The organism is Streptomyces sp. NPDC002176 (assembly GCF_044903645.1).
Classification (GTDB): domain Bacteria; phylum Actinomycetota; class Actinomycetes; order Streptomycetales; family Streptomycetaceae; genus Streptomyces.
In genome coordinates this window covers 499,453-513,994 of the sequence record NZ_JBJDQW010000002.1, presented here as the reverse complement: position 1 = coordinate 513,994, position 14,542 = coordinate 499,453, and the positions used below count along the sequence as shown (strand labels likewise).

Sequence of the window (14,542 nt, the reverse complement as noted above, 5' to 3'; positions counted from 1 at the left end):
AGGCGGGAATCGTGAGGATCTTCGGCAAGGTACGGAACCGGCCCTCCGCCTCCTGGCGGCAGGCCACCGACCGGGCGTTCACACTCATCGGCGACGGCCGGTACGAGGACGCGGGCGAGCTGCTGACCCGCGCCGCCGATCTGGAGCCCTGGCTCGCCGAGTCCTGGTTCAATCTGGCCCTGCTGCACAAGTTCCGGCACGACTGGGAACAGGCCCGCGCCGCCGGACTGCGCGCGGTGGCCCTGCTGGACCGGGAGACCGGCGCGCCCGACTGGTGGAACGTCGGCATCGCCGCCACCGCCCTCCAGGACTGGCCGCTGGCCCGCCGCGCCTGGCAGGCGTACGGGCTGAAGGTGCCCGGCGGCGCCACCGCGCTCGGTGAGCCGCTCGGCATGGAGCTGGGCAGCGCGGCCGTACGGCTCTCCCCCGAGGGCGAGGCCGAGGTGGTCTGGGGGCGCAGGCTGGACCCGGCGCGGATCGAGGTGCTGTCCATCCCGCTGCCGTCCTCCGGGCGGCGCTGGGGCGAGGTCGTGCTGCACGACGGCGTCCCGCACGGCGAGCGCACCACCTCCACCGGGCACTCGTACCCGGTCTTCGACGAGATCGAGCTGTGGGCGCCCTCGCCCGTGCCGACCTGGGTGGTGCTGCTGGAGGCGGCCACCGAGGCGGACCGGGACGCGCTGGAGCAGCTGGCCGCTGACGCTGGTTTCGCGGCGGAGGACTGGTCGTCCTCGGTGCGGCTGCTGTGCCGGATGTGTTCCGAGTCGCGGATGCCTTCCGATGAGGGGGAGGGTGTGCATCTCGATCCTCACGATCACAGTGAGCCCGGTCATCCCGGCCCGCTGGGGCATCGGACCGATGGGCAGCTGTGGGTGCCGGAGCGGGAGTGTGGCGTGGCCGCGCCGCCTTCCCTCGTACGGGGGTTGCTGGATGGGTGGGTTGCCGACAGTCCTGACTCTCGGGACTGGCGGGATCTGGAAGAGGTTTGTTGATCGGCGCTGCCGGGTGGCGGTCCGTCGTGGCTGGTCGCGCAGTTCCCCGCGCCCCTGACGGGCGCGTCCACGTACCCTGTATCAGCATTCACCCCCAGTTTTTGTGCAGGAAGGCGTCACTCGGTCATGGCTCAGCAGGACACCGATCAGCAGCACGCGGGCGTGCTCCCCGTCGACGACGAGGGCTATGTCGTCGACACGGAGGAGTGCGAGGAGCGCGAGGCCGCCTGGCGTGAGCGCGGGACCTCGCGGCCGATCACGGTCGTCGGCAACCCGGTGCTGCACAAGGAGTGCGCGGACGTCACCGAGTTCGGCCCCGAGCTGGAGCAGCTGGTCGCGGACATGTTCGCCAGCCAGCGCACCGCCGAGGGCGTGGGCCTGGCCGCCAACCAGATCGGGGTGAGCCAGAAGGTCTTCGTCTACGACTGCCCGGACGACGACGGCGTGCGCCACACCGGTGTGGTCGTCAACCCGAAGCTGGTCGAACTGCCCGCCGCCGCCCGCCGCCTGGACGACAGCAACGAGGGCTGCCTGTCCGTGCCCACGGCGTACGCGCCGCTCGCGCGCCCCGATTACGCCGAGGTGACCGGGCAGGACGAGAAGGGCAACCCGATCAAGGTGCGTGGCACCGGGTACTTCGCCCGCTGCCTCCAGCACGAGACCGACCACCTGTACGGCTACCTGTACATCGACCGCCTCTCCAAGCGGGACCGCAAGGGCGCGCTGCGGCAGATGGCCGAGAACGAACCACGCTACGACGTGGTCGCCAACGACTGACGGGAGCGCGCGGAACCAGCGCCACCGCACCGAACAGCCACGACGCCCGGCCGGGGACCATCCCAGCCGGGCGTCGTGGCTGTTCGTTCATCTGTTCGCCGAAAGAATCCCGGCGACTTGGGGTAGTGAAAGGAGCAAATCCGTTCCCCTAACGGTCAGTTGTAGTGCTGAATGGGGGTGCGGGGATACGCAACGGCGCACGCCCGGCACGGCAGGGAGGGGCGTGTGCTCCTGGCGGTCGAGAGGGGACTGTTCGTGCATGCTTTCTCACGCGGCACCACATCGGCGACAGCGGTCGCGGTACCACCGTCCCTCGCGCTCCCGGTGATCGAGGACGCCTTTCCCCGGCAGCTGCACCCGTATTGGCCGAAGCTCCAGGAGAACACCCGGCGGTGGCTGCTGGAAAAACGGCTCATGTCCCCGGACAAGGTCCGCGAGTACGCCGACGACCTGTGCTACACGGACCTGATGGCCGGGTACTACCTGGGCGCCCCCGACGACGTCCTCCAGGCCATAGCCGACTACAGCGCCTGGTTCTTCGTCTGGGACGACCGGCACGACCGTGACATCGTGCACGGCAGGCCCGAGGAGTGGCGGCGGCTGCGGCAGCGTCTCCACACGGCGCTCGACGCACCCGAGGACCATCTGCACCACCCGGACGCGCTGGTCGCCGCTTTCGCGGACAGCGTGCTGCGGCTCTACGCGTTCCTGCCGCCCACCTGGAACCAGCGGTTCGCCCGGCACTTCCACGAGGTGATCGAGGCGTACGACCGCGAGTTCGGCAACCGGGTCGCGGGCCGCGTGCCCGGCGTCGAGGAGTATCTCGCGCTCCGGCGGCTCACCTTCGCGCACTGGATATGGACCGACCTCCTGGAACCGAGTGCCGGACGCCAACTCCCGGACCCGGTACGGAAGAACCCGGCTTTCCGGCGCGCGGCCCTACTGAGCCAGGAATTCGCCGCCTGGTACAACGACCTGTGCTCGCTGCCGAAGGAGATAGCGGGCGACGAGGTGCACAATCTCGGAATAAGTCTCATCACCCATTCCGGGCTCACCCTCGAAGAAGCCGTCGAGGAAATGCGGCGGCGCATCGAGAACTGTATCGCCGAATTCACCGAAGCCGAGCGCGAGGCAATGGAGTTCGCCGGGGAACTCGACGACGGCACCGTGCGCGGAAAGGAACTGAGCGCCGCCGTGCGGACCTGCGTCGGCAATATGCGGAACTGGTTCAGCACCGTCTACTGGTTCCACCACGAGTCCGGCCGCTACATGGTCGACAGCTGGGAGGACCGGTCCACACCCCCGTACGTCAACAACGAAGCGGCAGGTGAGAAATGACCGTCGACGCCATCGATCCCGAGACGCGGGAAGTGGCCGAACTGAAGGACCCGCCCCTCGCCGGGGGCGCCGTCCCGGTGTTCGGACACGGCCTGAAACTGGCCCGCGACCCGCTCGCGTTCATGTCCCAACTGCGCGACCACGGCGAGGTGGTGCGCCTCAAGCTCGGCCCCAAGACGGTGTACGCCGTCACCGCGCCGGCGCTCACCGGCGCACTCGCGCTGAGCCCCGACTACAAGATCGACGGACCGGTCTGGGAGTCGCTGGAGGGGCTGCTCGGCAAGCAGGGCGTGGCCACCGCCAACGGCCCGCTGCACCGGCGGCAGCGCCGCACCATCCAGCCCGCGTTCCGGCTCGCCGCGATCCCGGCCTACGGGCCGATCATGGAGGAGGAGGCGCACGCCCTCACCGAGCGCTGGCGGCCCGGCGTGCCGATCGACGCCACCTCCGAGTCCTTCCGGGTCGCCGTGCGCGTCGCGGCCCGCTGCCTGCTGCGCGGCCAGTACATGGACGAGCGCGCGGAACGGCTGAGCCAGGACCTCGGCGCCGTCTTCCGGGGCATGTACCGGCGCATGGTGCTGCCGCTCGGTCCGCTGTACCGGCTGCCGTTCCCGTCCAACCGCGCATTCAACCGGGCACTGGCCGATCTGCATCTGCTGGTGGACGAGATCGTCACCGAGCGGAGGGCATCCGGTCAAAAGCCGGACGATTTGCTGACGGCTTTGCTGGAGGCGAAGGACGACAATGGCGATCCCATCAGCGAACAGGAGATCCACGACCAGGTCGTCGCCATACTCACCCCCGGAAGCGAGACAATCGCCTCCACGATCATGTGGCTCCTGGAGATCCTCGCGGACCATCCCGAGCACGCCGAGAAGGTGCGCGCGGAAGTTGAATCGGTGACCGGTGGTGCGCCGGTCGGATTCGAGCACGTACGCAAGCTCAGCCATACCAACAATGTCGTCGTCGAGGCCCTCCGACTGCGGCCCGCCGTATGGATATTGACGCGTCGCGCGCTCACCGACACGGCACTGGGTGACTATCGCATTCCGGCCGGGGCGGACATCATCTACAGCCCCTACGCGATTCAGCGCGATGTGCGTTCCTACGCCCGCCACCTCGACTTCGACCCCGACCGGTGGCTGCCGGAGCGGGCCGAGGAGGTGCCGAAGTACGCCATGAGCCCCTTCAGCGTCGGCAACCGCAAGTGCCCCAGCGACCACTTCTCCATGGCCCAGCTGAGCCTGATCGTCGCGGCGATATCGGCGAAGTACCGGTTCCGTCAGGTCGAGGACTCGGACGCCAGCACCCGCGTGGGCATCACCCTGCGCCCGCACCGGCTGCTGGTCGAACCCGTCGAGTGGTGAGGAGTCACGCGCCCGGACCGGCGTGCGTTCAGGCGGCCTCGGGGCCCCGGAACGCGCGCCGGTAGGCGTTCGGGGTGGTGCCCAGCGCCCGCACGAACTGGTGGCGCAGCGCGGCCGCGTTGCCGAACCCGGCCCGCCAGGCGATCGAGTCCACCGTCTCGTCCGTCCCCTCCAGCAACCGCTGTGCCAGCAGCACCCGTTGGCGCAGTATCCAGCGATACGGGGTGGTGCCGGTCTCCTGCTGGAAGCGGCGGGCGAAGGTGCGCGGGGACATGTGGGCGCGGGCGGCGAGCTGCTCGACGGTGACCTCCTCGTCCAGGTGCTCCGCCATCCACACCAGCACGTCGCCCACGGTGTCGCAGGGGCCCTTGGGCAGCGGACGCTCGATGAACTGGGCCTGGCCGCCGTCCCGGTGCGGGGGCACCACCATCCGGCGGGCGATCTTGTTGGCGACCTCCGGGCCCTGCTCCTTGCGGACCAGGTGCAGACAGGCGTCGATACCGGCCGCCGTACCGGCGGAGGTGATCACCGGGTCCTCGTCGATGTAGAGCACGTCCGGCTCGACGGTGACGCGCGGGTGGCGCCTGCGCAGCTCCTCGGCGTTGTGCCAGTGCACCGCGCACCGGCGTCCGTCCAGCAGCCCGGCCTCCGCCAGCACGAACACCCCCGTGCACACGCTGAGCACCCGCGCGCCGCGGGCCACGGCCCGGCGCAGGGCGTCCAGCAGCGCGGGGGGATAGTCGCGGGAGGGGTAGGACTCCCCGGCCGGGACGGCGATCAGATCGGCCTCCTCCAGCCGCTCCAGACCGTGCGGGGTGGAGACGGTGAAGCCGCAGTGGGTGTTCAGGGTGGGGCCCTCGGCGGAGGCCACCGCGAAGTCGTAGACCGGGAGTCCGTCCTCGCTGCGGTCGATGCCGAACACCTCGCACACCACCCCCAGCTCGAAGGGGTGCACCCCGTCCAGCAGGACCGCGACCACGTTCTTCAGCATGCTGCCAGTGTGCCTCGACAGTGGCAGGAATTCGAGGGCTCGCGGCAGTCCTGCCAGTGTTGGACAGCAGCGTTCAGCGCGAGGCTGATGACATGAACGGAAACGAGATCCAAGGACTCATCGGAATGGTCGCCACCCTCGGCATCCTGGTCCTCCTGGTCCTGCCCTCGGTGATCGGCATCGTGCGCGACCGGCGCGTCGACCGACAGCTCGGGCAGGCCCAGAAGGACCGCGGAAGGGAGGTTCCGATGATCCAGAAGGCTCAGAAGTCTTCGTCGAGGTCCACGGTGCCCTCCACCGCGACCTGGTACGCCGACGGACGGCGCTCGAAGAAGTTCGTCAGCTCCTGAACACCCTGCAGCTCCATGAAGGAGAACGGGTTCTCCGAGCCGTACACCGGGGCGAAGCCGAGACGCGTGAGGCGCTGGTCGGCGACGCACTCCAGGTACTGCCGCATCGACTCGGTGTTCATGCCGGGCAGGCCCTCACCGCACAGGTCGCGGCCGAACTGCAGCTCGGCCGCGACGGCCTCCCGGATCATGTCCGTGACCTGCTGCTCCAGCTGGTCGTCGAACAGCTCCGGCTCCTCCTTGCGGACGGTGTCGACCACGTCGAAGGCGAACGACATGTGCATCGTCTCGTCGCGGAACACCCAGTTGGTGCCGGTGGCCAGGCCGTGCAGCAGACCCCGGCTGCGGAACCAGTAGACGTACGCGAAGGCGCCGTAGAAGAACAGCCCCTCGATGCACGCGGCGAAGCAGATCAGGTTCAGCAGGAACTTGCGGCGGTCCGCCTTGGTCTCCAGCCGGTCCAGCTTGTCGACCGAGTCGATCCACTTGAAGCAGAACTCGGCCTTCTCCCGGATGGAGGGGATGTTCTCCACCGCCGCGAACGCGTCCGCGCGGTCCTCGGGGTTGGGCAGGTAGGTGTCGAGCAGCGTCAGATAGAACTGGACGTGCACGGCCTCCTCGAAGAGCTGACGGCTCAGGTAGAGCCGCGCCTCGGGGGAGTTGATGTGCTTGTACAGCGTCAGCACCAGGTTGTTCGCCACGATCGAGTCACCCGTGGCGAAGAACGCCACCAGGCGGCCGATCAGGTGCTGCTCCTCGGGGGAGAGCTTCGCCAGGTCGGCGACGTCCGAGTGGAGGTCGACCTCCTCGACGGTCCAGGTGTTCTTGATCGCGTCCCGGTAGCGCTCGTAGAAGTCCGGGTAGCGCATCGGACGCAGGGTCAGCTCGAAGCCGGGGTCCAGAAGGTTCTTGTCGGTCATTACTGGCAGGCCTCGCAGGACTCGGGGTTTTCCAGGGAGCAGGCGACGGCATCCGGGTCGGCCGCCTGCTGGACGGGGATGGTCTTGGCCTCCGGGGCGCGGCCACCGGCGGCACGGGCGATCCGGGTCGCCGGGCGCGAACGCAGGTAGTACGTGGTCTTCAGACCCGACTTCCAGGCGTAGGAGTACATCGAGGAGAGCTTGCCGATGGTCGGCGTCTCCAGGAACAGGTTCAGCGACTGCGCCTGGTCGAGGAACGGGGTACGGGCGGCGGCCATGTCGATCAGACCGCGCTGCGGGATCTCCCACGCCGTGCGGTACAGCTTCCGCACGTCCTCCGGAATCCACGCGAAGCCCTGCACCGAGCCGTTGGCCTCGCGCAGCTCCTCACGGGTCCGGGCGTCCCACACGCCGAGGTCCTTCAGCTCCTGCACCAGATAAGCGTTGACCTGGAGGAACTCACCCGACAGCGTCTCGCGCTTGAACAGGTTGGACACCTGCGGCTCGATGCACTCGTACACACCCGCGATGGACGCGATGGTGGCCGTCGGCGCGATCGCCAGCAGCAGCGAGTTGCGCATGCCGACCTCGGCGATCCGGGCGCGCAGCGCGGCCCAGCGCTCGGGCCAGGTCAGCTCGACGCCGTAGTGGTCGGGGTGCAGCACGCCCTGGGCGGTACGGGTCTGCTCCCAGGCGGGGAGGGGGCCGTTGCGCTCGGCGAGGTCGGCCGACGCCTCGTAGGAGGCCAGCATGATGCGCTCGGCGATCCGGGTGGACAGCGCCTTCGCCTCGGGGGAGTCGAAGGGGACGCGCAGCTTGAAGAAGACGTCCTGCAGACCCATCGCGCCGAGGCCCACCGGGCGCCACTTGGCGTTGGAGCGGCCCGCCTGCTCGGTCGGGTAGAAGTTGATGTCCACGACCCGGTCGAGGAAGGTCACGGCGGTGCGGACGGTCTCGTCCAGCCGCTCCCAGTCGATGTCCCCGTCCACCACGAAGGCTCCCAGGTTCACCGAGCCGAGGTTGCAGACCGCGGTCTCCCCGTCGTCGGTGACCTCGAGGATCTCCGTGCACAGGTTGGAGGAGTGGACCACGTTGCCGGGCAGCGCCGTCTGGTTGGCGGTGCGGTTGGCGGCGTCCTTGAAGGTCATCCAGCCGTTGCCGGTCTGCGCGAGGGTGCGCATCATGCGGCCGTACAGCTCGCGGGCGGGCATGGACTTCTTCGCCAGGCCCGACTCCTCGGCCTTGCGGTAGGCCGCGTCGAACTCCGGGCCCCACAGGTCGACCAGCTCGGGCACGTCGGCCGGGGAGAACAGCGACCAGGGCTCGTCGGCGTTGACCCGGCGCATGAACTCGTCCGGAATCCAGTGCGCGAGGTTCAGGTTGTGCGTACGGCGCGCGTCCTCACCGGTGTTGTCGCGCAGCTCCAGGAACTCCTCGATGTCGGAGTGCCAGGTCTCCAGGTACACCGCGGCCGCGCCCTTGCGCCGCCCGCCCTGGTTCACCGCGGCCACCGAGGCGTCCAGCGTCTTCAGGAACGGCACGATGCCGTTGGAGTGCCCGTTGGTGCCCCGGATCAGCGAACCCCGGCTGCGGATGCGGGAGTAGGACAGGCCGATGCCACCGGCGTGCTTGGAGAGGCGGGCGACCTGGTGGTAGCGGTCGTAGATCGAGTCCAGCTCGTCCAGCGGGGAGTCCAGCAGGTAGCAGGACGACATCTGGGGGTGCCGCGTACCGGAGTTGAACAGGGTGGGGGAGGACGGCAGGTAGTCCAGGCGGCTCATCAGGCCGTACAGCGCGGCGACCTCGTCCACGGCCGGGGCGCTGTCGTTCTCCGCCAGGCCGCTCGCCACGCGCAGCATGAAGTGCTGGGGCGTCTCGATCACCTTGCGGGTGAGGGGGTGGCGCAGCAGATAGCGGCTGTGCAGGGTGCGCAGGCCGAAGTAGCCGAACCGGTCGTCGGCGCCGGTGTCGATCAGGGCGTCGAGGCGGGCGGCGTGCAGCGCCACGAAGTCGGCGGTGCGGTCGGCGACCAGGCCCTCGCGGTGGCCCACGGTCACCGACTCGGTGAAGCACGTCACGCCCTGCGAGGCGGCCTCGGCGCGGATGGAGAGGGTGAGCAGCCGGGCGGCCAGCCGGGAGTAGGCGGGGTCCTCCGAGATCAGACCGGCGGCGGACTCGGTGGCCAGCTCGCGCAGTTCCGCCTCGTCGGCACGCGCCGACCGGCCGCGCAGCGCGGCGGCCGCGACCCGGCCGGGGTCCGCGTCGGGGAGGTCGGCGGTCAGCTCGGTCAGGGTCCGCAGCAGCGCGGCCCCGGGACCGTCGTTCTCCACAGGGGCCTTCGTCGCCGGGGTGGCTGAAGCCGGGTCGGCAGGCGCGATGGTCACGTGGGGCTCTCCCTCGCTGGGCACGGGGACCTGGCGGAGGGTATGAGGAGGCACGAGCGCGCACGGCGTCGCGTCCACCGGCCCACTCCACGAGGCCCGGACGTCTTCGAGCACCCGGGCCGGACGGCCGGGCGCGCCGCTGTCGACAGGTCCTCGGACTGACGCTGGCGTGCACGAAGCACGCAAGTACACCGTTGCGGGACAGTTCCGGATTCGCACCGGATTCCCCTGCGACGACAGCGAGCACGAGCATACATCTAGTGCCGGGCTGTCGCGTCACCCCCAGATGTTGTGTCTGTTGTGTGTTCCGGTGGCTTCAAAGGGTCAACTCGTAGGTGAGCAGGGCGAGGTCCAGCAGGTCCGGCAAGGGGTTCCAGTCGCGGTGTGGGGTGCGGTGGAAACCGAGGTGTTCGTAGATGCGGTGGGCGGCGTGCATCGTCGGCTGGGTGGACAGGACGAGGCTCCGGCAGCCCTCGACGGCCCGTGCCCGGTCCACGCAGGCCCGTACGAGCGCCTCCCCGGCTCCCTGGCCCCGGCCGGCGCGTGCGACCGCCAGCATCCGGATCTCGGCCTCGCCCGGACCGGCGATGTCGGCCATGGGTCCGCCCGCGGGGACGAAGGTGACCCCGCCGAGCAGCACGCCCCCGCGCTCGGCCACCAGGATCTCCGCGGCGGCCGCCCGCCCGGCCACGTCCCGCAGCTCGCCGAGGTACGCGTCGCTCTCACCGAAGTCCAGCAGCCCGTCCTGCAGATACGCCTGGGCGGTGATCTCGCCCAGGGCGGTGTACTCGGCGGGCTCGGCGGGTCTGATGCGAAGGTCCATGCCCGGGAGTCTGTACGACGACGGGCCGCCGTCGCTCTCGCTTCACGGCGGCCCGTGGCCGGGGTGGGGCGGGTTCCCCTAGTGGGTGCTGCCCGCCGTCGCCGGGGGCAGCTCGACCTCGACGCCGGGGTCGCCCGCGTCGGCCGTGTAGTCCTCGGGCCTGGTCTCGTCGATGCCGTCGGGGGCCTTCACGGCCTTCAGGACGAAGGTGCCGATCACCGTCACCACGACGTTCAGCACGAACGCCGTGAGGCCGATGTAGCCGATCTCACCGATGCCGGGGATCTCCTTGGCCGAGCCGCCGAAGTGCTTCTGCGTCGGCGAGGCGACCCCGTAGGCGGCGAGGGTGCCGTAGAGCATGCCGACCGCCCAGCCCGCCAGCAGCGCCCAGCGGTGGAACCAGCGGGTGAACAGGCCGCCGACCAGGGCCGGGAAGGTCTGGAGAATCCAGATGCCGCCGAGCAGCTGGAAGTTGATCGCCACCGTCTTGTCCATGGTGAGGACGAAGACCAGCGCGCCCACCTTCACCAGCAGCGAGACCAGCTTGGAGACCTTGGTCTCCTGCTCGGGCGTCGCGTCGGGCTTGATGAAGTCCTTGTAGATGTTGCGGGTGAACAGGTTCGCGGCCGCGATCGACATGATCGCCGCCGGGACCAGCGCGCCGATGCCGATCGCCGCGAAGGCCACGCCCGCGAACCAGTCCGGGAACATGTTCTCGAACAGCTGCGGGATCGCCAGCTGGCCGTTGGTGACCTTCACCCCGGCCGCGATCGCCATGAAGCCCAGCAGGGCCAGCAGGCCGAGCATCAGGGAGTACAGCGGCAGGATCGTGGTGTTGCGCCGGATCACGTCGCGGCTCTTGGAGGAGAGGGTCGCGGTGATCGAGTGCGGGTACATGAACAGCGCGAGCGCCGAGCCCAACGCCAGCGTGGCGTAGGTCCACTGGCCCGCCGGGGCCGGGACGATGCCGCCCGCACCGGCCGCCGCGTACTTCTCGCCCGCCTTGGCGAAGATCTCGTCGAAGCCGCCCAGCTTGATCGGGATGTAGATGATCGCCACCGCGATGACGATGTAGATCAGCGTGTCCTTCACGAACGCGATCATCGCCGGGGCGCGCAGACCCGAGGAGTAGGTGTAGGCCGCCAGCACACCGAACGCGATCAGCAGCGGCAGGTCCTTCACGAACCAGTTGGTGTCCTCACCGCCGCCCACGCCCATCACGTCCAGCACCGCCTGGATGCCGACGAGCTGGAGCGCGATGTACGGCATGGTCGCCAGGATGCCGGTGACCGCCACCGCCAGCGACAGCCCCTTGGAGCCGAACCGGCCGCGCACGAAGTCGGAGGTGGTGACATAGCCGTGCCGGTGCGAGACCGACCACAGCCGGGGCAGGAACGTGAAGATCAGCGGGTACACCAGGATCGTGTACGGCACGGCGAAGAACCCGGCCGCTCCGGCCGCGTAGATCGCCGCGGGCACCGCGACGAAGGTGTACGCCGTGTACAGGTCGCCGCCGAGCAGGAACCAGGTGATCCAGGTGCCGAACGAGCGGCCGCCGAGGCCCCATTCGTCCAGCGAGTGCTCGTTCTCGGCCTTGCGCCAGCGCGAGGCCAGGAAGCCGAGGACCGTGACGGCCAGGAAGAAGAAGACGAAGACGCCGAGCGCCACGCCGTTGACGCCGTCCTTCACTTGGAGACACCCCCGCTCCGGGCCTTGCGGGAGCGCTGGTCACGCTGCCACAGCTGATAGGCGGTCACGGTGAGCGAGGTGGACACCAGCACCCACAGCATCTGGTACCAGTAGAAGAACGGGATGCCGATGAGCGTCGGGTCCACCTTGGAGAACGAACCCACCCACAGCATCGCCACGAACGGCGCCACGAGGCACAGGCCGATGACCACGCGGACCGGTGTCACCACCGGTGGCCTCACTTCGGAATCTTCGGGCATGCTGCGGCTCCGTCCCCTCGTTGATCACTGCGTAATGCGCACGCAATCTAGGTGACGGCACGGCGGAGCGGAACCCCTCGTCCGGGTATCGATATGACGATGTGAGCTGGTGGGGGCGCAGGAGAGCGGCGGGGAAGCGGAACCCGTCAGTCCTGTGGACGCCTGAGCCGCGCCACGAACTTGTAGCGGTCGCCCCGGTACACCGAGCGCACCCACTCCACCGGCTGGCCCTCGCGGTCCACGGAATGCCGGGACAGCAGCAGCATCGGCAGCCCCACGTCGGTGCCGAGCAGGCTCGCCTCGCGCGGGGTGGCGAGCGAGGTCTCGATGGTCTCCTCGGCCTCGGCCAGGTGGACGTCGTAGACCTCGGCGAGCGCGGTGTAGAGCGAGGTGTACTTCACCAGCGAACGGCGCAGCGCGGGGAAGCGCTTGGCGGAGAGGTGGGTGGTCTCTATGGCCATCGGCTCGGCGTTGGCCATGCGCAGCCGCTCGATGCGCAGCACCCGGCCCCCGGCGCTTATGTCCAGCAGTCCGGCGAGGCGGTCGTCGGCTGCGATGTAGCCGATGTCCAGCAGCTGCGAGGTGGGTTCGAGGCCCTGGGCGCGCATGTCCTCGGTGTAGGAGGTGAGTTGCAGCGCCTGGGCGACCTTGGGCTTGGCGACGAAGGTGCCCTTGCCCTGGATGCGTTCGAGCCGCCCCTCGACCACCAGCTCCTGGAGCGCCTGGCGGACGGTGGTGCGGGAGGTGTCGAACTCCGCGGCCAGCGTGCGCTCGGGCGGGACCGGCGTGCCCGGCGGAAGCGTCTCCGTCATCTCCTGGAGGTGCTTCTTCAGACGGTAGTACTTGGGCACGCGCGCGGCACGGACGGTCGCGCCGGCCTCGTTCTCCGCCCTGCTGACGTCGGTGCTCATCGCTGCCTTCCCGGCTCCGGATGCCGATGGCGACCGACATCGCCATCGGTCACGGCTCACATCGTGGCACGGCCGCGCGCGGCCGGTTCACCCGCACGCTCCGTGATCTCCCTGTATACCGCCGCACCCCCGGTTGGTCTAGTCCACCGGTGCGGAGTGGGCCGGTGGTCCACCGGAACTGGTCCGTCCGATCTGTCGGTTGCGCAATGAAAGGTCCCTGCATATCTCGGTCGCGTCACGGACGCCCGGACCCCACCTGAACACCCTTGACAGCCCTTTTGGTCTGGGCCAAGCTCCCGGTGCTGGTCTACACCATTGGTCCAGTCCCGGCTCCGAGGGCGGTACGACGCGCAAGTGTGACACCGCGGGGAGGCAGGGGGGTTGTGGGCATCCCTGAGGAGGATGGCGTGAAGCGCAGACTGATAGCCGCGATCGGTGTCGCGGGCATGATCGTCTCCGTCGCCGCGTGCGGCAGCGACGACAGCAAGGGGGGCGACAGCGACCAGCTGACCGTCTGGCTCACCGTCGACGCGCAGAACAACTGGCCGGACCTGGTCCAGGCCGCCGACTCCGCCGTGATGAAGAAGCACCCGGACCTCACGATCAAGCACGAGTACTACGGCTGGCCGGACAAGAACGCCAAGCTGGACGCCGTCCTCGCCACCGACAAGGCCCCCGACGTGGTCGAGATGGGCAACAGCGAGATGCTCGGCTACATGGTCAAGGGCGCCTTCGCCCCGGTCGACCCGGCCAAGTTCGCCGCCTCCGACGCCTGGCTCGACGGTCTGAAGACCTCGGTCACCTACGACGGCAAGACCTACGGTGTGCCGTACTACGCCGGTGGCCGCGTCGCCAACTGGCGCAAGGACGTGGCCGCTTCGGTGGGCGTCAAGACCCCGCCGAAGACCTACGCCGAGCTGACCTCCGCCCTGGACAAGATCCAGAAGAAGGAGGGGGACAAGTTCAACGCCTGGTACCAGCCCACCCGTGACTGGTACGCGGCCATGTCCTTCGTCTACGACGCGGGCGGCTCCATCGCCAAGGAGGACGGCGGCCAGTGGAAGGCGAACCTGTCCTCCCCGGAGTCCGTCAAGGGCCTCACCGCCTTCAAGCAGGTCGTCGACACGTACATGCACGGCGACAAGACCAAGGATGAGTCCGACCGTTACCTCGTCTACGGCCAGGGCAAGTCCGCCATGATCTTCGCGGCGGCCTGGGAGGGCGCGACCTCCGCCGACCCGAAGAACGACAAGACCGGCAAGCTCAAGGACAACCTCGAGAACTTCGTGATGCCCGGTCCGTCCGGCAAGAACATGCCGGTGTTCCTGGGCGGTTCCGACCTCGCCGTCCCGGTGAAGTCGCACAACCAGGACGTCGCCGCCGAGTGGATCAACGCCTTCACCGGTCCTGCGGGCCAGAAGGGCCTGATGGCCAAGGGCAACCTGCCCAACAACAAGACCGACCTCGCCACCCTGAAGAACGACCCGGCGACCGTCGTGCCGGCCACCGCGGCCGAGTCCAACTGGTTCGTGCCGATGGCGCCCGGCTGGGGCCAGGTGGAGAAGGCGCAGGTCCTGCAGACCATGCTCCAGCAGATCGGCACCGGCAAGAAGTCGGTCCAGGACGCCGCCAAGGAGGCGGACGCCGCGATCGACAAGGTCATCAACACCAAGTGACCCGGGTGCGCCGCGCGGGCCTTCGGGCCCGCGCGGCGACCGCCGTACCGCCTGCACAGGACTT

Annotated in this window: 12 protein-coding genes and 1 riboswitch; of the genes, 5 read left to right on the top strand and 7 right to left on the bottom strand. The window is 69.2% G+C overall.

Going from position 1 to position 14,542, the window contains the following annotated elements; genetic code table 11:
• Nucleotides 1-11 precede the first annotated feature (11 nt).
• The 4 genes from ACI2LY_RS10525 (at nucleotide 12) to ACI2LY_RS10510 (ending at nucleotide 4,474) form a co-directional block, all read left to right on the top strand.
• Complete coding sequence (locus tag ACI2LY_RS10525) at nucleotides 12-992, top strand: hypothetical protein (protein WP_031181132.1); 981 nt, start codon at nucleotides 12-14, stop codon at nucleotides 990-992.
• A 126-nt stretch (nucleotides 993-1,118) separates the two neighbouring features.
• Nucleotides 1,119-1,769: a peptide deformylase gene (def, locus tag ACI2LY_RS10520; RefSeq protein ID WP_404706825.1), complete on the top strand. Its 651-nt coding sequence runs from the start codon at nucleotides 1,119-1,121 to the stop codon at nucleotides 1,767-1,769.
• Between the two features lie 255 nt (nucleotides 1,770-2,024).
• The gene (gene cyc1 / locus ACI2LY_RS10515; protein WP_404706824.1) at nucleotides 2,025-3,107 is read left to right on the top strand and encodes an epi-isozizaene synthase; all 1,083 of its coding nucleotides are present in this window, start codon (nucleotides 2,025-2,027) and stop codon (nucleotides 3,105-3,107) included.
• Complete coding sequence (locus tag ACI2LY_RS10510) at nucleotides 3,104-4,474, top strand: cytochrome P450 (RefSeq protein WP_404706823.1); 1,371 nt, start codon at nucleotides 3,104-3,106, stop codon at nucleotides 4,472-4,474. Before cyc1 ends, ACI2LY_RS10510 begins: the two co-directional genes overlap by 4 nt.
• 28 nt (nucleotides 4,475-4,502) lie before the next feature.
• On the opposite strand, the gene ACI2LY_RS10505 is transcribed toward ACI2LY_RS10510, so the two are convergent.
• From ACI2LY_RS10505 to ACI2LY_RS10475, 7 genes are all read right to left on the bottom strand, one after another.
• Nucleotides 4,503-5,465 carry a GlxA family transcriptional regulator gene (locus ACI2LY_RS10505; RefSeq protein WP_388995659.1) on the bottom strand — a complete coding sequence of 321 codons (963 nt, stop codon included), beginning with the start codon at nucleotides 5,463-5,465 and terminating at the stop codon, nucleotides 4,503-4,505.
• Between the two features lie 262 nt (nucleotides 5,466-5,727).
• A complete protein-coding gene (locus ACI2LY_RS10500) occupies nucleotides 5,728-6,735 on the bottom strand; it encodes a ribonucleotide-diphosphate reductase subunit beta (protein WP_388995656.1) in 1,008 nt (335 codons plus the stop codon).
• Nucleotides 6,735-9,119 carry a ribonucleoside-diphosphate reductase subunit alpha gene (locus tag ACI2LY_RS10495; RefSeq protein ID WP_404706822.1) on the bottom strand — a complete coding sequence of 795 codons (2,385 nt, stop codon included), beginning with the start codon at nucleotides 9,117-9,119 and terminating at the stop codon, nucleotides 6,735-6,737. Before ACI2LY_RS10495 ends, ACI2LY_RS10500 begins: the two co-directional genes overlap by 1 nt.
• A gap of 126 nt (nucleotides 9,120-9,245) precedes the next feature.
• Nucleotides 9,246-9,395, bottom strand: a riboswitch (cobalamin riboswitch).
• Nucleotides 9,396-9,435: 40 nt separating this feature from the next.
• Complete coding sequence (locus ACI2LY_RS10490; protein WP_404706821.1) at nucleotides 9,436-9,942, bottom strand: GNAT family N-acetyltransferase; 507 nt, start codon at nucleotides 9,940-9,942, stop codon at nucleotides 9,436-9,438.
• 78 nt (nucleotides 9,943-10,020) lie between these two features.
• Nucleotides 10,021-11,631 carry a monocarboxylate uptake permease MctP gene (mctP, locus tag ACI2LY_RS10485; RefSeq protein ID WP_388995650.1) on the bottom strand — a complete coding sequence of 537 codons (1,611 nt, stop codon included), beginning with the start codon at nucleotides 11,629-11,631 and terminating at the stop codon, nucleotides 10,021-10,023.
• Nucleotides 11,628-11,891, bottom strand: coding sequence for a DUF3311 domain-containing protein (locus ACI2LY_RS10480; protein ID WP_404706820.1), 264 nt, complete (start codon nucleotides 11,889-11,891; stop codon nucleotides 11,628-11,630). Before ACI2LY_RS10480 ends, mctP begins: the two co-directional genes overlap by 4 nt.
• A gap of 146 nt (nucleotides 11,892-12,037) precedes the next feature.
• Nucleotides 12,038-12,802 carry a GntR family transcriptional regulator gene (locus tag ACI2LY_RS10475; RefSeq protein WP_404706819.1) on the bottom strand — a complete coding sequence of 255 codons (765 nt, stop codon included), beginning with the start codon at nucleotides 12,800-12,802 and terminating at the stop codon, nucleotides 12,038-12,040.
• A gap of 407 nt (nucleotides 12,803-13,209) precedes the next feature.
• Here ACI2LY_RS10475 and ACI2LY_RS10470 point away from each other — a divergent pair, with 407 nt between their 5' ends.
• On the top strand, nucleotides 13,210-14,478 hold the full coding sequence (locus ACI2LY_RS10470; protein WP_404706818.1) for an extracellular solute-binding protein: 1,269 nt from the start codon (nucleotides 13,210-13,212) through the stop codon (nucleotides 14,476-14,478).
• Nucleotides 14,479-14,542 lie beyond the last annotated feature (64 nt).